The sequence below is a fragment of the Paenibacillus agaridevorans genome, assembly GCF_003112455.1.
GTDB classification, from domain to species: Bacteria; Bacillota; Bacilli; order Paenibacillales; family Paenibacillaceae; genus Pristimantibacillus; species Pristimantibacillus agaridevorans.
This window is the reverse complement of record NZ_BDQX01000084.1, coordinates 1-19,666: the sequence shown is the minus strand read 5'-3', so window position 1 is coordinate 19,666 and position 19,666 is coordinate 1. Positions and strand designations below refer to the sequence as shown.

The window sequence follows — 19,666 nt, the reverse complement described above, 5'->3', positions numbered from 1 at the left end:
ACCTCCTTGTATCGAGATTTTATTTATATAAACCCCTAAGGGAATATATCCGTCTTTAGCCATCAGCCTTTGACCGAACCGATGACCAGGCCTTTCACGAAGTACTTCTGCAAATACGGATAGAGGAAAACGATCGGACCGATCGTTACGATCGCCGTCGCCATCTTGACCGATTCCGATGGCAGCGTCATATCGCTTGTCCCAGCCAGCATCGTCATCTCGTTAAGCATGCTGATCTCCGATTGCAGCTGCAGAAGCATAAATTGCAGCGGGTACAAATCCTGGTCGTCGATCAGCATGATCGCATTCCACCAGTTGTTCCAGTAGTCCAGTCCGTAAAAGAGCGCGATCGTCGCCAGAACGGGCGTGCACAGCGGAAGATAGATCCGGAACGCGATTGTAATATCGTTGGCCCCGTCAATGGTCGCCGACTCTCGAAGCGAATCGGGCACGCCATTCATGAAGTTGCGCACCAGGAACAGGTTAAACGGACTAAACAGCAGCGACGGAATAATCAGCGCCAGAATATTGTCGGTCAGACCGAGCATGCGGTTCATCATATACCAGGGCACGATCCCGGCGGAGAAAATCATGGTGATAAAAAAGTAAAGCGCCAGCAGATTCCGGTACTTTACATGTTTGTTCGCCAGCGTATAGCCGGCCATCGACGTTACCAGTATGGCCAGAAGCGTGCCGACGACCGTGACAAAGATGGAGATGGTGTAGCTCTGCATCACCTGAGAGCCGCCCGTAAAGATCAGTTTATAGGCATATAAGGAAAACTTCTCCGGGAAAAGACTGTAGCCGTTCTTTAATACGGCATCCTCGTCCGTGATCGATATCATCAGCACAAGCAGCATCGGAATAAAGCAGATTGCCGAATAGATCGAGATCAGCGCATACATCACCGTCTTGCTAAGGGAAAACTTCTTCATGACTAATCCTCCTGAAACCTCGCCGCGGCAGATGCCTGCCGATGCGGGATCTTAATACAAAGCGCCGTCTCTGAAAAATTTGCGGGTAATCGCGTTCGTGCCGAAGACGAGGATGAACCCGATGACGGACTGGAACAGCCCGACGGCCATCGCTTCGGAAGGGTCGCCGATCTGACGCAACGAGCGGAAGACATACGTATCGATAATGTCCGTGGTCGAATACAAGGTGCCGTTGTCGCCGATCAAGGCATAGATCATGCCGAAGTCCCCATACATAATTTTTCCAATCGAAAGCAATGTTAGAATGATGACAGTCGGCATCATGAGAGGAAGGGTGATGCGCAAGCACATCTGCCATCGATTGGCCCCATCGATCTCGGCCGCTTCATACAAGGTTTCGTCGATGCCGGTAATGGTAGCCAGATAGATGACGGCGCTCATGCCCGCACCCTTCCATACGTTCATCGCAGTGAGGATGGCAGGCCAAACCTCCGGCTCCGTGTACCAGTTGACAGAGGCGATTCCGAGCATATTCAACAATTTATTGATAAGTCCCATATCCATGGAGAAGAAGGCATACAGCACATAGCTGACGACGATCCAGGAGATGAAATGCGGGAAAAGCATGACCGATTGGCTGATCTTGACGAACAGCTTCTTGCGTAGCTCGTTCAGCACGAGCGCAATCACAAGAGCCGTTAGCGTACCAAAGGCAATAAAGAGCAAATTCAGGAAAATGGTATTAAAGGTGACTGTGACGGCTTTGTAGGAGCGAAAGAAAAACTCGAAGTTCTGCAGCCCCACCCATTCGCTATTGAAAATCCCCTTTGTATAATTAAATCGTTGAAAAGCAATGATCATATACGGATAAGTCATGTACCCGAAAATAAATGTATAAACCATCGCCGGGAGGACCAGCAAGTAAGACGTTCCGTTCTTGCGGATATCCATAAACATGCCGAATGTCTGTCGCTGTCTTTTTTCCAATTTCGTATCCTCCTATAAGTTTTGTGAGCGTTGCATTAACTCTATATCAGAGTGCGGGAGCTGCCAATTTTAAATACCGGATTTCGCTTTCACTATTCGGACATAGGCTTTCAAATATCCGAAATGACCATCATTTATAAGGAATGAAGTATCTTTTTAAGCGGGATTATTCTATATTGGTTAGATTACACCAGCTATCTGGAATGGAGGCTTCTCATGCGACTTATTATGGATCGGCTCGTACGATATAAGGCATTCCAGAAGCTGACCATATCCTACTTTCTGCTCATCCTTCTCACGGTCAGTCTGCTCTCCACCTATCTCTTTTATTTTTTTTCGAGGAGCGCTATCCAAGAAATAGATCGCAATTCCAAAGCCGTGTTATCCCAAATAAGCTACGCATCCGATGTCGTCTATAACCAAGCCATGACGATCGGCAATTCTTTGCTTACCCAGCCGGAGATTACTTCATTTTTGCATGATACGCAGGAGGATAAGACGAGGAATTACCATGTCTTTCAACAATTGTCCCAGATTCAAAGCTCGTATCCGTATATCCACAGTATCGGGATTTATCGACCGTCCACGGCGACGGTCGTCGATACGGCAGGGCTTCCGTTTGATGCTTCGCTCTACGCCATCAGCGCCGAACAATATATGGAGTTTTACCCGAGGAGTTTGACCGTTCCTAATAGCAATCAGAGGGCGCCGCTGCAGTTCCTGACCTTTCTGTTGTACCCGGACTTCTCTCTGCGAGCCACAAATAATCCGCTTATCTACATTAATGTAGAAGAGCAGTCCATCCTGACGACGATCCGCAAAATCGGAAAAACGGATTCAACCAACAATGTGTTCGTCATCAACAAGGAAGGCAAGGTGCTGTCCCATACGGATTCGAATCAGTTTCTGGACGATTTGTCGGGTACGGGGCACGTGCAGCGGATTTTGGGTCAGGATGAGACGGAGAACAGCTTTACGACAACGATTGATCATAAGAAGCATCTGGTCGCTTATGTAAAGTCCAGGGAACTGGACTGGTATTTTGTGAGCGTTACTCCTTATTCCAGTCTTATCTCTGACATTAACCATCTTCGCAATGTCACGCTGCTTGTGACGGGAGTAATCGTGCTGATCGGCTTGCTTGTATCCATTTTTCTGAGCAAAAGCATCTATAGGCCGCTATCCGCGTTGTTCGAGAAAATCATGCAGAAAACATCCGCTCCGCAGTCGTCGTTTATCGACGAATACCAGGTCATGGCCGATATGTTCGCTTCGCAGGAGGAAAGAGAAAAGTCGATGCAATTCGTGATTAACCGATCATCGCGAACGATTAGAGACCATTATCTGCATTCGCTGCTCAGAAGCCAATCGCCCGACACCTCCGTGCCCGAAGAACTCATTCGGGACATCGACGAGGAGCTTGCCGGGTCCTATTTCTGCGTGATCGTGTTTAAGTTCGATGATTTGGAGCCAGCGAGAGGAGGGGCGGAAAGCGGGCAGAAGTCGCTGCTGCGCTTCGCCCTGGGCAATATTGCAAAGGAGATGCTGGAGTCTCTCGGTACATGCGATTATCTGACTACAGGGGAGAACGAAGGGGTAGCCATTTGCCAGTATGCAAAAAACGAACGGCCAGAGGAGCTGGTACCCGCCTTGCGTAACGTACAGAGTTTCCTGAAGCGATACTTTAAGCTTACGGTCTCTATAGGGGTTGGCGATATAAGCTATGGCAGAAAAAACATCTCGTTTTCCTATAACTCGGCACAGCAATATGTGAAGTATCGACTGATTTATGGAAAAGAGTCGATTCTGGACGCCCAGATAACCCGCCCGCATATCATGACGACCACAAGCTACCCGACCGATTGCGAGAAGAGACTGATCGAAGCCGTTCAATCCGGCAAACCGGACGCCATTCGGGAAGCCGTCGAACAGTTTATCGAGCAAATTTCAGACGGCTCGGTCAATCAGGTGATTACGTACAGCACGCAATTCATGCTTTCCTTGCTCAAACATTTTGATTATTTGCGGCATATTCCCGACTCTAATTTCACGGAGTATCTGGACGCGGTTACCGAAATCGAGGCTGCCGGGAACCTGGAGGAAATCAAGAACCTCTTCAATCGATATTGCGCCAATATTTGCAGTCTGATCGAGGAGAAAAACCACTGGATAAACGCGCAAAAGCACAATATTGTTATTGAAAAGGTTCAAAACTATATTCAGGAGCATTACGCGGAACCCAATTTGTCTCTGGAGCTCGTCTCTAATATTGCCGACTTGTCTCCAAGTTATCTGGGCAAGTTGTTCAAGGGATCGACAAGACAATCGTTCAGCGAATATCTGAATTGTATCCGATTGGAGAAGGCCAAGGAACTTCTGACTTCGACGAGCGAGACGGCCGCAAAAATCAGCGAATCGGTCGGTATTTACAATACGACATACTTTTCGACATTGTTTAAGAAAAAGTACGGCCTGTCCCCTTCGGCTTTTCGGGAGCAGGAGGCGTTGAGGAAAAAAGAAGACGGCAACCAATAAATCCACCGGTGAACTGTGGGTAAAGGCTATCGTCAACGGTTCCTCGTATTCAGTGGCTGGCGGCGCTTGGCCGCTGCCATCTAAGAGGATTACCTCATAAAGGTTTCGGCAAATGCTTTTATTTTGTCCACGAAAATGCCCTTTAGCTGGTCGGTGCCCTCTTTTGGCGCAGCATACGCTTTATAACCGCCAAAAGACTCCATGCAGATAGCGGCTTCCTTGAGATCGGCAGGGATATTCCGTTCTATGATTTCGATTGTCTCCTTGGGCTTTTCGTTGCATATAAAGTACCCCATTCTTTTTTTCAGCAATTCGGAGTGATTTTTTTTGATAAAATCGCGAATCGGTTTGTATATTTTTCCGTCTCGAACGCCCGCGCCCAAAATAATACGATCAAACTCCTCGATAGAGGGTTTCTCTATTTCGATATTACAAGCCGTGCAATTGGGAAGCTCTTCCGACAAAACGTTGACGCATTGTTTTGTTGCTCCCGATTTCGTAGCATAGACAATCAGTACGGCCATTTGCCCCACCCCTATCCACTGTTATTTATTTGATATTGCGCGTGTTTGAATTGAGATGACGAATTTGCTCCTCTAGGACGGTACCTGCTTTGTTTAAAAATCCTGTAATGAGCTCAAGCTCCTCATCCGAATAGGACGAAGCCAATTTAACCATTGCCGCATGGAGCTGAAGGTACGTATGACTGACCTCTTCTTTATCCTCATAGATCGGCACGATAATTACTTTACGACGGTCATGGGGATCAGGCTGCCTGCGCACAAATCCGGTTTTCTCAAGCCGGTCGATTAATGAGGTAACGCTGCCCGTCGTGAGTCCGGTCAGTCTCGACAGCTCGCCGGCGGTGACGGGGCCTTTTTCGTGCAGAATGTCGATGGACAGAAAGTCATTATTGTAAAGCCCCAAGGAAGCAGCTACGCTTTGTTGGTAGAGAACCGTTCGGGTTCCGAATCCGCGCATACCCATCGTCAGTTTTTCTTGTTGCTCCGAGATTTGTTCGGGTTGATTGCTTGACAAAGGAAATCCTCCCTCTTATTATCTTGATAATCAAGATACTTTATTGTCAAGATACTTTATTCCGTTTTGGATGTCAAATTCGAGTTTTATTGAACGGTCGAAGAAAGGTGGCAGGATGATCCGGAGAAAGTGCAGCGGAAGGATATACTTTCCCGTATTTCGAAAAAACAGGGCTGTCCGAGAAGTGAACTTTTAAGGTAGCCCCGTTGTCCTTATGGCTCGATTATATGGGTAGGCTTATATACAAAAATCAACAAAAGTGGCTTCCACCGGGGTAGCGTCAGTGTGTATGAAAATTCATACACAATTCACCAAATAGGTCGGCACCTGGAAAATGGCTATCCAAAAAGTCAGTGAAAACAGAATGCTGGACGCCCCGTTTTGGTGGAATGTTACGTGGCAGGCATCCACCTCGCCACTTTCCTGAAAAAGCAGGTACACAAAAAAAGTTGGACGGAAAAACATCCGCCCAACTTTTTATTTTTGAGACTTATTGGACAGCCCCGTTTTTCGATGTTCAATTCTCAGAATCCATAAGTCTTGCATCTTCATCTTGAAGTGTATTCAGCATGCACATGATACCGTCCCTTTGGCACGACCATAGGGGATCCCGATATCGGGTCCGGTATAACCGTGCAGTCCAGTCCGAAGATGTCTTTGACGATTGTGCTGGTCACGACCTCGGACGGCGCGCCTTCGGCCACGAGCTTGCCTTCGTGCATGGCGACAATATGATCGGCATATCGCGCGGATAAGTTGATGTCATGGAGGACCATGACGATCGTTGTGCCTGCCTTGCGGTTTAAGTCGGTGAGCAGGTCCAGAATTTCGACCTGATAAGTAATATCCAGGAAGGTCGTCGGCTCGTCCAGGAATAGAATATCCGTTTCCTGCGCCAATGCCATCGCAATCCAGACGCGTTGCCGCTGACCGCCCGACAACTCGTCGATATTGTGGTTGGCGAATTCGGTAATCCGCATCGTTTCCATCGCTTCGGCTACCGCCGCGTAGTCCTTCTTCGTCCAGTTGCCGAACAAGGACTGATGGGGGAACCTCCCCCGCCCGACCAAGTCCGTCACGGTAATACCCTCAGGGACGATGGGGGATTGCGGCAGCAGTCCAACCACCCGGGCCAATTGCTTGGGCGGAATTTTGCCCAGCGGTTTCCCGTCGAGCGTGATGGTGCCGGACTCAGGCTTGATCAGCCTCGCCATCGTCTTAAGCAGCGTGGACTTGCCGCACCCGTTGGAGCCGATAATGACGCTTATCTTATGGCTGGGTATGACAAGATCCACGCCGTGAATGACTGTTCGATTCTCATAGCCTGCTACAATCCGTTCGACCTGGAAGTGATGTGTCGGCTTCATTATAATTCTCCCTTCCGATTCATTCGGACTAACAAGAAGATGAGATAAGGCGCTCCGAGCAATCCGGTGATGATGCCTACAGGGAATCTGTAAGGGGTAGCGAATTGTCCGATGAGATCCGCCGCCAGTACCAGGTTAATGCCTACCAACCCGGCGGGAATGATGTTCGAGAAGCCGATTCCGACTAAGCGCTTTGCTATCGGTCCGGCAAGAAAGGAGACGAAAGCAATTGGACCTGTAGTGGCGGTCGCGATAGCAATCATGCAGACGGAGGCCACGATAAGCGCGATCCGGGTCTTGTCCGTGGCGACGCCAAGGGAAGTAGCCGCTTGCTCACCGAGTTCCAATAGATTCAACTGCTTGCCAAGCAAGATGATGATAGGCGTGCAGATCAATACGGTTACCATCAGAGGCGGCAATCTGTCCATCTGGGCGCCATTGAGGCTGCCCGTAAGCCACCTTATTGCCGCGGGAAGATCTTGTTCCGCGCTGACCAGCATCAGGTAGGAGATGATGGCGTCAATCATCGCTTGTATGCCGATCCCGACTAGAATGAGCCTTCCGATCGAAAAAGATCTTCCTCGGGACAATACATAGATCAAGATGACGGTGGCAAGTCCCGCAATGACGGATGCTATCGATATGACGGCCCCGCTGGCTTGAAGAATAACGATGCAAAAGACGGCTGCCACGCTGGATCCCGAGGTAATGCCGATCACGTTGGGATTGGCAAGCGGGTTGCGCAGCATGGTCTGGAACGTATATCCCGCAATACCGAACGCGAATCCCGCAAAGAGCCCTGCAAGCATTCTCGGCAGGCGAATCGTACTCACCGCGAAGGATACGCCCTTTAGCTGTTCGCCCGACAGCGCGCGGATGACGTCCTGTACGGGATAAATGGTGTTGCCTAACATAAGCATGGCGCAGCACAACATGCATGCCAGCACCGCAAGCAGGCTCGTCACAAGTATCCATCGGCCGCGTCTCTGTCGCCGGCCTGCCATTATTAGAGCAATCGTCGAATGATTATTGGTCATAATGAACGCACTTTCGATCTCATGGCGACTATGATTAGTATGGGTGCTCCGATAAACGCCGTTACGACGCCAACCTCAAGCTCCCCGGGTCTGCCGATCAGCCTGCCGCCCACATCCGCTATGGTAAGAATACCGGCGCCGGCAATGGCTGACATCGGGATAACAAAGCGCAGGTCGGGTCCTATCATTAAGCGGATGACGTGAGTGGATAACAGTCCGATAAATCCTATCGGTCCTGCCAGCGCGGTAGTCGCGCCGCATAATAACACGCCGGCGAGAGCCGCGGCGAATCGGAGCGCTCCCGTCCGAACGCCGAGTCCGGTCGCGGTGTCGTCTCCCAGCGCCAATGCATTGAGGGCGGGCGCAGCGAGGAAGCCGACCAGGAGTCCGACGGCCAAGAACGGGACGAATGTGCCGATGCCTCCCCAACTGGCCGAGCCCACGCTTCCGACTTGCCAGAACCGGAATTGGTCCATGACGTAAGAACGCGGAATCATGATAGCGGTAACTAAGGAGCCGAGGGCGGCGCTTGTGGCCGCCCCTGCCAGAACAAGCTTAATGGGCGTGGCACCGCCACGCCCCATTGAGCCGATTCCGAACACGAACACTGCAGTAAGCGCAGCGCCGGCCAAAGCTAGCCATACATATTGATTCGCCGTGCTTATGTTCCAGAACGCGATGCCGCACACCACGAATAACGATGCTCCCATGTTGACGCCCAAAATGCTGGGATCCGCAATGGGGTTGCGCGTGACGGCTTGCATCAGCGCTCCGGACACTCCGAGCGCCGCTCCGCAGCATAAGCTGAAGACGGTGCGCGAGATTCGCTTGCGTACGATGTTGGCCGAGTAGGAGTCCACGTCGGAACGGAATAATCCGTCCATTATTTCCTGGAATCTCAAGGGCTTGGAGCCCAACGCGAGCGAGGCCAACACGCATACGACAAGCAAGACTATACAAGCGGCCAGAACCAAAGCAAAGTTTTTAGGCATATGCGAGTTAAGCCTGCCCGTGTTCGGAATCGATGAGCTACTCATCGAGCTTGTCGATTGCTCCGCCGATTAATGCCAGGTATTCGTCCATCGTATAAGCGATGGAGAGCGGATTCGGGTTGCCGGATGCAGCCAGCGGCGTACCGTTGCCGATAAACACGACGGATCCTCGTTGGATCGCAGGGATTTTGCCCAGCAGGGAGTCTGCTTTTACTGCTTCATATAAGCTCTCGTCGCCATAACCGATGATGATATCGGCATCGTTCAGCGCCTCGGCATTCTCGGCGCTCAAAGACAGCGAGTAGGCAGATGGGTCTGTAATTTGGCTTGTGACGCTCTCCGGATATTCCATGCCAAGCTCGACCAGGAATGCGCCGCGGGGGTCTGCAGGCGTATACAGGTGCAGCTTGGACATATCTTTAGCCGAGAAGTTGACCCAAACGACTTTTTTGCCTTGCATTTGCGGGTATTTGCTCGCTTCTTCCTTAATTAAAGCCTCGGTGTCTTTGATGAGCTGCTCGCCCTCTGCCTTCATCCCCATGCCTTCCGCCGAGAAGAGAACTTGCTCACGCCATGTTGTTGCCCATGGCTTGGATTGGTAAGCAACAACCGGAGCGATTTGGCTCAGCGTTTCATAGTCTTCCGGGGTAATGCCGGAGTAAGCGGCAAGGATGACGTCCGGATTCGTATCGGAGATGGCTTCGAAGTCCAGGCCGTCTGTATCTTGGAAGATATTTGGATCCGTAACGTTGAGATCCTTGAGCTTCGCGGCTGTCCAAGGCAGCAACCCGCTGTCGTCTTGAACGCCGTAGTTCGCTGCCGAGAAGCCGACGGGAACGACGCCCAGGGCAAGAGCAACGTCATGGTTCGCCCATTGGATGGTTACAACTCGCTCAGGCTTGCTTTCGATAACGGCTTCGCCGAGAGCATGCTTGATGACGATCGGATATTGCGTATCGTCTTTAGCCGGCGTTTCAGTCGCAGCGGCAGGCGCTTCAGCGCTTGTTGTCGGGGAAGGCGGCGGAGTGGAAGTAGAGGCTTGACTGGAGCAGCCTGCCAGCGCGATGGCAAGCAATGCGGCAACGAACAACGTGGATAATGAGTACTTGCGTTTGGAATTCATTTGTGTACCTTCCTTATCTTGAAATATATTTTAGCTAACGCTAATTCATGGGATAATAAAGCTTATTAACGATAATGATTATCATAATCATAAAATATATAGTCTTATCGGCGGGTTGTCAATAAAAAAAATATCCCGAGGCCGGCAGTAGGGATTTATTTGCTGTTTAAAGGCGCGGATGAGACCATATGCGTCTTGTCGCGGAAAAAGCGTTGTCAAATGTGACAAAATGAGCGAGAAGTGGTTGAACGCTATCCCCAGTATGAGTACAATAAAAATGGGCGAAAGACAACACGCTTTGGCCTTCAGGCAAGGATGATCCCTAGTGGAGCAAGTGAAGTCAGTAATAACAGCAATCGGCTGGGGCCTTTCTTGCGCGCCAGGATTAACGATGTGTTCGTAGATTGGGATGCGCATCTCGCTAAGAGCGTCATCGTCTTCGCTCTGCAACCCATAACATATAAGGTATTAATGAACCAGAGACAGTGCTGGACATAAGCCTGGATAGAAGCTCTGCGAACAAGAGCTGCTATTTGGGCCTTTTTGTCTATATTCCCCTAAGAAGGAGGTACAATAATTGTCTTCATTTCAAGAACGCGAGCAACATCAAGTCAGCGAGTCCGATCTAAGACTGGACAGGCTGGCATCTGTCGGCCAGATCGCCGCGGGCATCGCCCATGAGGTTAAGAATCCCCTGACCGCGGTTAAAGGCTTTCTTCAATTGCTTAAACACGAAGCGCCGCATAAGTATTTGGACTTCGCCTACGCGGAGCTGGAAAACGCTATCGATACCATGCAAAATTTATTGCATGTCTCGAAGCCGGATCTGGAGGACGAGCCCTTCGATGACATCCAACTGTGTTCCGAGCTGGAAGCCTTGCTGTACCTCTTTCAAGAACGATCCTATGAGGTATCCATTCAAAAGCAATTCTCGGATTGCGATACGAGAATTTATGGCAAACGGAATCAGTTGAAAAAAGCTTTTTTTAACCTGCTCAAAAATGCCTTCGAAGCCATTGGCGACAACGGAACCATAACCGTCAAGCATTATAAATCGGGCGACAAACTGTTTGTGAAGGTTACGGATACGGGCGTCGGGATCCCGGAGGGGAAGCTCAAGCTGCTGGGCACGCCATTCTATACGTCGAAATCAGAGGGCACCGGGATGGGACTGACACAAGTGTTCGCTTCCGTATACGAGCATAACGGGATCATAAGGGTCAGAAGCGAGGTGGGAGCAGGAACGGAGTTTTCTATCGAATTTCCGGTTCATCATCCGACATCGAATCAGTGGGAGGCGATTCCTATGAACGTAAAGTATGTTCAGAACCATAGCTTTCCGGAATTTTATTTAACGAATCAACCTGAGTTTCTCGAGACGCTCAAGCTGCAGGGCAAAGAAATCTTCGAGCTCATTCATGTGTCCGATATAAGCCCTGCCTCCATACTGGAATCGGCAAATACCGTCGTGATGCTGCTGAATGAACGCAACGAGCAAGGTCTTATCGCGCACGCCAAGGAACATGGGAGGAATTGGGCCAGCCATAACCTGGACTTGATACTGAAGCTGGAATGGATCCAGATGCTCCGCAAAACCTATTGGGATTTGTTGCACCACTACTACGCCAATGTAGAACAGACCGAAATTGAGTTTTTTCAGCTGGAGAGGCAGATCAACTATACGCTGGACACCTACCTGAAGCATTTCGCATCCAGCTATGCCGAGTTCAAGAACGAAGTGCTGCGGAATCAACGCGTTATGATCGAGGAATTATCTGTTCCCGTCATTCCGTTGTATGAACATACGGCGATTCTCCCCATCATGGGCACCTTGGACACGGCTCGCATCAAGAAGATTCAGGAGCATGCCTTCGATCGGATCTATCAGCTGAAGCTGAAAGAAATCATCATCGACTTATCCGGCGTTGCTTATATGGACGACAAGATAATGTCGCAGCTGTTTAAAATCGTTAACGGCGCCTCCATACAAGGCTGCAAGGCCATTATGACAGGCATCCGACCAGAAATGACAAGCACGATGGTCGAATTGGGAATTTCGCTGCACGAAAGAGTTGAGACAAGAGGGTCCTTGCAGCAAGCATTAGAAGAATGCGTGCGATCTTACAAGCTTTGACCTTGCTAATTAGGCATAAAATCATTAAGATTAAGTGAGGGTAACAGATATGATGCTATTACCTTATTCTTTCACGCGATAAAGGCTCTCATTCTAGCAATAGCATTTATACGAACTCGGAATTTAGCTGGCCGCAATGAACCAGAGATAGTGCTGGACATAAGCCTAAATAAATGTTGCAATCGCGACCTTTGTTTAGGCTTTTTTTTATTTTTATGGAAATTTCAGGACACAGACTAAGGATGAACTTACAGCATATGAATGATAATTATTTCCAGAACGAAATAGCAAGCCATATTGGGAAAATGCTGCGAGACGCATTCGGCAAAGGGCCTCAGTCCATCTATGTAAGCGTAGACAGGCCTTATATTGTGATCTATCTGCGTAATTTCTTGACGCCTACAGAGAGAATCCTGCTGAATCAGGGACAGCAACAGACCATACGACATACGCGGGACATTGTGATGTCTTGGTTAGTCCCCGAGATTAAGGCCTATTTGCTGGTATTAACCGGTATAAGCAACCTCGATTTTTATTATGACTGGGAGTTGCCTTATCATTCCGGGGTCTTCGTAGGACAGTGGTCCGATGAGAATGCTGCGATAGAAGAGAGTGCTGCGGCAGAAGAAGACAGGGAGCCCTATGCAGGCCAAGAGGAGCTTCATCGCGAGCTGATTCTGATGAGCGGCCGTATTCAAAAGGAGCCGGAACACATTTACTCCCGCCAGTTGAACAAGCGAACGCTGCTGGTGGTCCGAAACGGGATCCTGATCGATCTGAGCAAGGAGCTGATCCGGCTTCGCGACGAGGAACACTTGAAGGAGGCGTTGACTCGTCTCGAGAAACAATTTGTGCGGGATAATAAACATGTGGAGCAAATACTTAATGCGCGAATCGTCGACGTATTCGTTGATTGGGACTTTGGGAGAGATCGAAGCGTCATCGTACTTATCTTAAGCCCGTAGGCCGGAGGGTCCGGGGACATCGGCAAGACAAAGAGCTGGCGCGAGCCTGCTCTCTTTTTAATTACGGGCATCTCTTCAGGGATGCCGCGTTAGCATTTCGGCAACAGGGATTTTGTGAAATAATAGGGAAAACGGGAGGCTGAGCATAGATGATGATGATGAATCAGAGTAGCGGTGCGGCGTCGAGGCCGCAGCAGGAAAGAATCGCCCCTCTGGAGCTGGTATCCGGACAGTGCACCGTCGTGCAATGCAATCACGATGTTGGCCGCGCTTTAATTAGATCCATCACGGGAGAAGACGCCGCTTCTCCCGGCCAAGTTCTTTATAAAGGAAAGCCGTTATTGCTTACAGATCCCGATACCGCGAAGCTGGTGGGCTTCTGCGGTCTCGAAGAGGGCATCTACAGACGATTGAAAGTGAGGGAGTACTTGCAATTCTGGGCGCGGTTATACGACGCGACTATCTCCGTCCAGGAGTTGCTTGGCGCAATCGGGCTGGAGGAGAAGGCGGAGGAAAGGATCTCCAGACTGAGCGATTCCGAGAAGCGGCTGCTGGGCTTCGCGAGAAGCATCGTTCACGATCCGGAGCTCGTGATCTGGGAGGAGCCGGAGCAGAATCTGGACTTGCATAGCTGCATGGTCGTGCGAAGATTGATCGACGAGCTTATCCGCAAGGACAAGGCGGTGCTCATCACTTGCTCGACGCTTGAGCAGGCGTTGTCGATCTCGAACCGGATCTTCCGTCTGACGGGAGACGCGTTGTCCCCGATCGCCGTCCAGGAAGCGGCGGAATACGCCGAGCCGGAAGCCTCCCGCCCGGAACAGTCGGACTCCGAAACGCAGGCGGTGCCCGATAGCGATATGAAGCTGGCGCGATTGATGGTGAAGACGGAGGACAAATATATGTTCGTCGATCCCCAGGACATTCGGTACATCGAGAGCAACGAGGGCGCGACAAGCTTGTTTACGACTTCTGGAGCCTTCGCTTGCGCCTGGACGCTGTCGGAACTGGAAGAGAAGCTGAAGCCCTACCGCTTCTATCGCTGCCATCGCTCTTATATCGTCCGGCTGGACGTTATCGCCGAATTGATCGTATGGAGCCGCAACAGCTACAGTCTCGTGCTCGACGACGACAAGCGATCGAGAATCCCCCTCTCCAAGGGGAAATTCGAGGAGCTTAAAGGAATGGTCGGTCTCTGATCCTGTTCCATTCGCCCCCGATAACGCTGAATTCACCTCGAAAATGACGCCTTCCATGGCTATTTGGCGGCAAGTCGGTCCCCAAAGGGTTAATCTGGTGTCGAGCTTACCGGCTACACGAGTTTAAGGGAAGGTGACCGTTCATTGTGAAGCAAGCGATTATCAAGGTAGAGAACCTCGGGAAGCAGTACAAGAAGAAGCAAGCCTTGAAGGGCATCAGCTTCGAGGTCCAGCAAGGGGAAATATTCGGATTCCTGGGTCCCAGCGGCTCGGGCAAAACAACGACGGTCAAAATTCTGACCTCGCAGCTCATCCATACGACGGGGCGCGTTCAGGTGCTGGGAAACGACCCCGGCCGCAGCCGTCGTCCCGCCTTTCTGGCACGAATCGGCGTGTTGACAGATAATAGCGGACTGTACGACCGGCTGAGCGTGTTGGATAACCTCGTTCTGTTCTGCCGGCTGTACGGCGTCTCGGAGAAGCGGGCCGGGGCTGTTCTGGAAGCCGTCAATTTGTCCGGCGACGGAAAGACGCCCGTCGGGAAGCTGTCCAAGGGGATGAAGCAGCGGGTTACGCTTGGCAGGGCGATTTTGCACGAGCCGGATATTCTGTTCCTGGATGAGCCGACGTCCGCGCTGGATCCCGTTAATAGCGGCCGCATTCGGGAGACGCTGCTGGAGATGAACCGCCGGGGCACCACGATCTTCCTGACGACGCACAATATGCAGGAAGCCGAGCAGCTCTGCCACCGCGTCGCGTTCCTGAACAACGGGGAGTTGTCAGCGCTGGATACCCCTCAGGCGCTTCGCCTGCGGTACGGCGACCGCACTATTACGGTAACGACGCGGGAGGGCAGCCGGGTGATCGCTCAGAACGAAGCGGGGGCGGACGAGGTGAGCGCGCTCATGCGAAGCGGGGAGCTGCTGGCGATTCATTCCAACGAGCCTACGCTTGGCGATATCTTTGTACAGTTGACGGGAAGGGGGCTGGAATGATGTTATCGATGCGCAGATTCAAGGCGATGGTGGCCAAGGAGTGGAAGGACGGCATTCGCAATCCGCATATTCTGCTCAATGCGGGCATGCCGATCCTGCTTGCCCTGTTGTTCGCTCAGAAGGACGGCGACCCCGCCGACCTTACGTTCCTGACGGTTCCCATCCTCGTCGCCATCTCCATTACCGGCGCCTTCGTCCAGGCGGCTATGATCGCCGAGGAGAAGGAGAAGAACACGCTCCGGGCATTGATGCTGTCCCCGGCCACGAAGCTTGAAGTGCTGGCGGGCAAAAGCGCCACGACGGTTCTGTTCGCCTTGATCGTCATCGCGGCTTGTATCGTCATATCCGGCGTGCCCGACGTCAATATCGCATATTTGGCGATTCTCTCCGTCCTGTTATTGATGATTTTCATGGCGCTTGGGACGGTGATCGGCCTAATCGCGCGTACGGCATCGGAGTCCTCCATTGTCGGATTGCCCGTCTTGTTGTTTTTTATATTCGGACCCATATTCGTGCCCGACCTGGATGTGCCCGTTCTCATGAACGTGATCCGTTGGTTGCCTTCGCAGCAATACGTGGTTGCCATTACGGAGCTTCATCGGGATGGCGCATTCGGCAGCATCGCGGGCCAGATGCTTAATCTGCTTGCTTGGACGGCACTGACGGGAGCGTTATGCTTCCTGGCTTACGGCAGACAGCGTTTCGACAAGTAAAGGAGCCGCGTGCGAATCCGAATATAACGACACGACAATGGAGGGGTTATCCGTGAACAATAACAAGCTGGTCAAAAATATAATAATCGGCGTTGTGGTGCTTGCCGTCGTCCTGGTCGTCAAGAAGTTTTGGCTGCCGGACGGCATTCTGGGATTGTTCGAATAGCTGATCTGGCGGATGGCAAAGAAGGCTCGGTCCCCCTGAGACCGAGCCATCCTATTAGGCCAGCAAGTGCTTCGTTAGCCACGGTTTGATAAGGGGCAGTACTGTGGCCGGCTGCATCGCCTTCGTATGGTCCATATCCTCCCCCTGCAAGAGCGCAATATCCCAGCCCTGTTCTGTCAAAGCCGCTTCATGCCTGCGCAATGCCCCCGCGATATCTACCGTCACGCCTCCAAAGTTTTCACCATATACGATCGTGTCCCTCTCCCCCGCGAAAGCAAGTCTCGGCAGCTTCAACTGCTCATGTATGGACTTGTCGTCGAACTCCCGCAGATGGTTGTACAAGGTGAAGAATTGTTTCGTTTGCTTGGGATCCAAAGCTATCTGGACGCTGCTCCAATCAAAGCCCTCCGGGCTGCTTTCCGGGCTGTTGGAAGATTGGAAGACATCGCCGGAGCGGTTCTGCTGTTGCAGGGCTTGCTCATGCGTCCGGGAAGTTACGATCAGCATCTCCTTGTACGGCCCTTCGAGCGGCGGGAATCCTCCCATGATCAAGCTCTCCAGCCGATTGCTTCGAACGGCCAATTGCAAGCCGGCGAGAGCGAGCCAGGAGTAACCGTAATAGCTGAAGGCCGGTACATTCATTTCGTCTGCGATTTGCAGGAAGTCTTGGCAGATGGAATCGGGAGTCAGCAGCTCCGGCCTGGGATTGCCCATGAGGTGCCCCTCATAGTCGAAATATAAAATCCTGAACCGGTCCGACAGCCCCTCGACCAAGTGTTTGCCCAGCTCGGGATCGACGCCCCACATGCGCAGGTTGTCGGCATCTATGCCGCACACCGATTGCTTGAACACCGGAAGCATAACGACCGGATGGGCCGGATTGCCGGCCAAACCGACCGCAATCGCTGTACCGTCGCTTAACGATATGTGTATTTTCATTGCGTTCATTCCTCCTCAGCGGTATCTACTCCATCTTCTACGATACAACATGGATGCAATCGTTCGGTTTGGTCCGGCAGAATGTAGGTGGTATAATGCAGAGTAGGCTGTATAATTAACGAAGCACTTTAAGGTATGGCTTGAAGGATGGAGGCGCTAGAGCATGGCAAACGTCTACACGCCTAGTCAAGTGGCACGGCGTCTGGGTGTCAGCACCACCACCTTAAGAAGATACGAAGAGCAAGGGCTGCTTCCCGACGTGCCTAGAGGCGGGGGCAATCACCGGTGTTATGCATCCGTTCATCTCCAGGCCTTCATCACCATTCGGTGGTTATTGAAGGGTTATGAAATCCCCTTGGCTTACGATGTCATGAGGAAGATCAAGGACGGGAAGACAACGGATGCCCTTTGGTTGGTAAACGGGCAGTTGCATATCGCCCAGGAGGAGAAACGGCGCGTCGAGGATATCATTCGAATGGTCCGGCATACGGCATTCGATCGTTATCGCAACGTGAAGCTGACGGATGGGATGAGCATCGGACAGGTGGCGGAGCTAGCCGGAGTCAACGCCTCTGCCATCCGGCATTGGGAGAAGGAAGGGCTGATCGTATCGGCACGGGATCCGGACAACGGTTACCGGACCTTTACGATAGCCGAGCTTCGCAATATTTTGGTCATCAGCAGTTTAAGGAAGACGATTTATTATATCGAGACTTTAAAGGATCTTCTGAACGAAATCGAGGGACATCGTTATGCCACAGTTGATCAATCGTTTCAGTACGCCCTTCAGCGGCTGAACGGCAAGCTTGAGGCGCAGTTCCATGCGATAGCGGAGCTTATGAAATACATCGGGTTGGTTAGGAGCAATGAGGCATGAAGAAGTGGGTGCTTATCGGGCTGTGCTGTCTGTTCTTGCTTCAAGGCTGCGCGGATTCTGACGGCGGAGCTGCAGAAAATCGGGATGAGGAGAGTGGGAGCATGAACGGGAGTCCAAATGAAGGGCTGCTGGCTGCCGCGAAAGCGGGACAAGTGGATGCCATTGCAAAGCTGCTGCAGGACGGGGCAGACATCAATGTAAAGGATGGAGAAGGGCGCACGCCTGCCATGATCGCGACCTACCACAACGATATCGGGATGGCGAAGGCGCTGATCGAAGCGGGGGCGGACGTCAATATACGGGACGGGATGAAAAACTCGCCGTTTTTATATGCCGGGGCGGAAGGGTATCTGGAAATTCTCAAACTTACGATCGAAGCGGGCGCCGATCCCGCCATTACGAACCGTTACGGAGGCACCGCTCTAATTCCCGCCTCCGAGCACGGTTACGTGGAGGTTGTCCAGGAGCTGCTGACGAAGACGGATATCGACGTCAATCATGTCAATAACCTGGGCTGGACGGCGCTGCTGGAGGCCATCATTCTAAATAACGGGAACGAGAGGCAGGAGCGGACCGTGGAATTGCTGATTCGGCATGGAGCGGATGTCGACCTGGCGGACAAAGAAGGCGTGACCCCGTTGCAGCATGCCCGCTCGAAAGGCTTCGCAGGGATCGAGAGGCTATTAGTGGAGGCCGGGGCTAAGTAGGCGGGAGACAGCATATAGGAGGTGTGGCCATGTATTTGGTATCCCAATCGTATCCGCTGCTTGACCGGGGCGGGCAGATTCCGGAAGAAAAGGCGACAGCCGTGTTCCCGCCGGGATATATGCGGTTTCTCCAGCGCTTCGGCGCGGGGACGTACAGAGGGTGGATGAACGTCTATTGGCCCGATGCGGAAGTGCTGAAGCCATTCGTCGATTACGACCTGTGGGAGCATGACGAGGACAGCCCCATTACCCAGCAGCAGATCGGCGAGCTGATAGCGATCGGGAGCTCGGTGGACGGCGATTTCCTTGCGGTGCATCCACCGACCGGTCAGGTGCTGTGGCTCCCTCGGCATGGGGACCAGTTGCAGCGGCTCTCGCTGGATGTATCGGAGCCGGAAGACGACGAGGCTTATGCGCGTTCGCTGGACGAAATTTTTCGCGAGGTTTACGGCAATGTTCAAGAGGATGAAGTGTATTACGAGCCACGGTCGGATACAAGGAATCATCTCTTCCTGCGCTTGCCGCCCGATCAAGACAGACTTACGCTGCCGCAGCTGGCGGGTTTGTGCCGCGAAGCCTTTCCGCCGGATCTGGTCATCGAGAACCAATACGGGTGCAAGCTGTTCAATCGCCGGTTAGGCGGTTATATCCGTTTCAATTATGCTAATCGGCAGGAAGTAGCCATCATTTACGAGAAGGATGCCGGACAGCTGTTCGCCGACATTAAGCAGTGGCTACTGTCCCAGGGCTGCGTGCAGTTTGGGCAGTGAATAGCGCAAGTTGACATCGGCTGAAGACGCTGGCGGATCAGGCGGGCGACCAACTAGGCCGGACACAGTGGCCGCGGGTGGCGACCTGTTGCCTGGTGCCCCGGTACCCAAATAAAGCGGGAAACACTCCGCTATAAAAGGCTGTACTCGTGCTAGACGTCCGAATATAGCAGAAAACTCCGCTATA

18 protein-coding genes are annotated in these 19,666 nt (G+C 51.9%); 9 read left to right on the top strand and 9 right to left on the bottom strand.

From position 1 onward, the window contains the following. Positions 1–62 precede the first annotated feature (62 nt). Both PAT3040_RS08935 and PAT3040_RS08930 read right to left on the bottom strand, forming a co-directional pair. On the bottom strand, positions 63–935 hold the full coding sequence (locus PAT3040_RS08935; protein ID WP_087568307.1) for a carbohydrate ABC transporter permease: 873 nt from the start codon (positions 933–935) through the stop codon (positions 63–65). A 51-nt stretch (positions 936–986) separates the two neighbouring features. Next, positions 987–1,892: an ABC transporter permease gene (locus tag PAT3040_RS08930; protein ID WP_087568501.1), complete on the bottom strand. Its 906-nt coding sequence runs from the start codon at positions 1,890–1,892 to the stop codon at positions 987–989. Positions 1,893–2,138: 246 nt separating this feature from the next. On the opposite strand from PAT3040_RS08930, the gene PAT3040_RS08925 reads away from it, so the two are divergent. After that, positions 2,139–4,457, top strand: coding sequence for an AraC family transcriptional regulator (locus tag PAT3040_RS08925; protein ID WP_108992341.1), 2,319 nt, complete (start codon positions 2,139–2,141; stop codon positions 4,455–4,457). An 89-nt stretch (positions 4,458–4,546) separates the two neighbouring features. On the opposite strand, the gene PAT3040_RS08920 is transcribed toward PAT3040_RS08925, so the two are convergent. The 6 genes from PAT3040_RS08920 to PAT3040_RS08895 all read right to left on the bottom strand — a co-directional run bounded on the left by PAT3040_RS08920 (position 4,547) and on the right by PAT3040_RS08895 (position 10,014). After that, a complete protein-coding gene (locus PAT3040_RS08920; protein WP_108992340.1) occupies positions 4,547–4,981 on the bottom strand; it encodes a flavodoxin domain-containing protein in 435 nt (144 codons plus the stop codon). A gap of 25 nt (positions 4,982–5,006) precedes the next feature. Further along, positions 5,007–5,495 carry a MarR family winged helix-turn-helix transcriptional regulator gene (locus PAT3040_RS08915; RefSeq protein WP_108992339.1) on the bottom strand — a complete coding sequence of 163 codons (489 nt, stop codon included), beginning with the start codon at positions 5,493–5,495 and terminating at the stop codon, positions 5,007–5,009. A 548-nt stretch (positions 5,496–6,043) separates the two neighbouring features. After that, positions 6,044–6,862 carry an ABC transporter ATP-binding protein gene (locus PAT3040_RS08910; RefSeq protein ID WP_108992338.1) on the bottom strand — a complete coding sequence of 273 codons (819 nt, stop codon included), beginning with the start codon at positions 6,860–6,862 and terminating at the stop codon, positions 6,044–6,046. Then, on the bottom strand, positions 6,862–7,899 hold the full coding sequence (locus PAT3040_RS08905; RefSeq protein ID WP_108992337.1) for a FecCD family ABC transporter permease: 1,038 nt from the start codon (positions 7,897–7,899) through the stop codon (positions 6,862–6,864). The genes PAT3040_RS08910 and PAT3040_RS08905 overlap by 1 nt, the downstream gene beginning before the upstream one ends. Beyond that, positions 7,896–8,936 (bottom strand): FecCD family ABC transporter permease, encoded by a 1,041-nt coding sequence (locus PAT3040_RS08900; protein WP_108992336.1) that lies wholly within the window; start codon positions 8,934–8,936, stop codon positions 7,896–7,898. Before PAT3040_RS08900 ends, PAT3040_RS08905 begins: the two co-directional genes overlap by 4 nt. Continuing rightward, a complete protein-coding gene (locus PAT3040_RS08895) occupies positions 8,929–10,014 on the bottom strand; it encodes an iron-siderophore ABC transporter substrate-binding protein (RefSeq protein WP_108992335.1) in 1,086 nt (361 codons plus the stop codon). Before PAT3040_RS08895 ends, PAT3040_RS08900 begins: the two co-directional genes overlap by 8 nt. A gap of 577 nt (positions 10,015–10,591) precedes the next feature. Here PAT3040_RS08895 and PAT3040_RS08890 point away from each other — a divergent pair. From PAT3040_RS08890 to PAT3040_RS08870, 5 genes are all read left to right on the top strand, one after another. Further along, positions 10,592–12,148 (top strand): ATP-binding protein, encoded by a 1,557-nt coding sequence (locus PAT3040_RS08890; protein ID WP_108992334.1) that lies wholly within the window; start codon positions 10,592–10,594, stop codon positions 12,146–12,148. Between the two features lie 257 nt (positions 12,149–12,405). Next, on the top strand, positions 12,406–13,113 hold the full coding sequence (locus tag PAT3040_RS08885) for a Na-translocating system protein MpsC family protein (protein ID WP_108992333.1): 708 nt from the start codon (positions 12,406–12,408) through the stop codon (positions 13,111–13,113). A gap of 149 nt (positions 13,114–13,262) precedes the next feature. After that, a complete protein-coding gene (locus PAT3040_RS08880) occupies positions 13,263–14,312 on the top strand; it encodes a LytTR family transcriptional regulator DNA-binding domain-containing protein (RefSeq protein ID WP_108992332.1) in 1,050 nt (349 codons plus the stop codon). Between the two features lie 146 nt (positions 14,313–14,458). Next, positions 14,459–15,307, top strand: a complete 849-nt coding sequence (locus tag PAT3040_RS08875) for an ABC transporter ATP-binding protein (RefSeq protein ID WP_108992331.1) — start codon at positions 14,459–14,461, stop codon at positions 15,305–15,307. After that, a complete protein-coding gene (locus PAT3040_RS08870) occupies positions 15,304–16,020 on the top strand; it encodes an ABC transporter permease (RefSeq protein WP_108992330.1) in 717 nt (238 codons plus the stop codon). The genes PAT3040_RS08875 and PAT3040_RS08870 overlap by 4 nt, the downstream gene beginning before the upstream one ends. A 220-nt stretch (positions 16,021–16,240) precedes the next feature. Here the strand turns inward: PAT3040_RS08870 and PAT3040_RS08865 are convergent, their stop codons facing one another. After that, complete coding sequence (locus PAT3040_RS08865) at positions 16,241–17,125, bottom strand: alpha/beta fold hydrolase (protein ID WP_108992329.1); 885 nt, start codon at positions 17,123–17,125, stop codon at positions 16,241–16,243. A 163-nt stretch (positions 17,126–17,288) separates the two neighbouring features. On the opposite strand from PAT3040_RS08865, the gene PAT3040_RS08860 reads away from it, so the two are divergent. Genes PAT3040_RS08860 through PAT3040_RS08850 form a run of 3 tightly spaced genes read left to right on the top strand, consistent with a single transcriptional unit; the run spans position 17,289 to position 19,479 of the window. Further along, entirely contained in the window at positions 17,289–18,002 is a 714-nt protein-coding gene (locus PAT3040_RS08860; protein ID WP_108992328.1) for a MerR family DNA-binding transcriptional regulator, read from the top strand. After that, positions 17,999–18,709 carry an ankyrin repeat domain-containing protein gene (locus tag PAT3040_RS08855; protein ID WP_108992327.1) on the top strand — a complete coding sequence of 237 codons (711 nt, stop codon included), beginning with the start codon at positions 17,999–18,001 and terminating at the stop codon, positions 18,707–18,709. The genes PAT3040_RS08860 and PAT3040_RS08855 overlap by 4 nt, the downstream gene beginning before the upstream one ends. A gap of 29 nt (positions 18,710–18,738) precedes the next feature. Then, positions 18,739–19,479, top strand: a complete 741-nt coding sequence (locus PAT3040_RS08850) for a hypothetical protein (protein ID WP_108992326.1) — start codon at positions 18,739–18,741, stop codon at positions 19,477–19,479. The last annotated feature ends 187 nt before the right edge of the window (positions 19,480–19,666 follow it).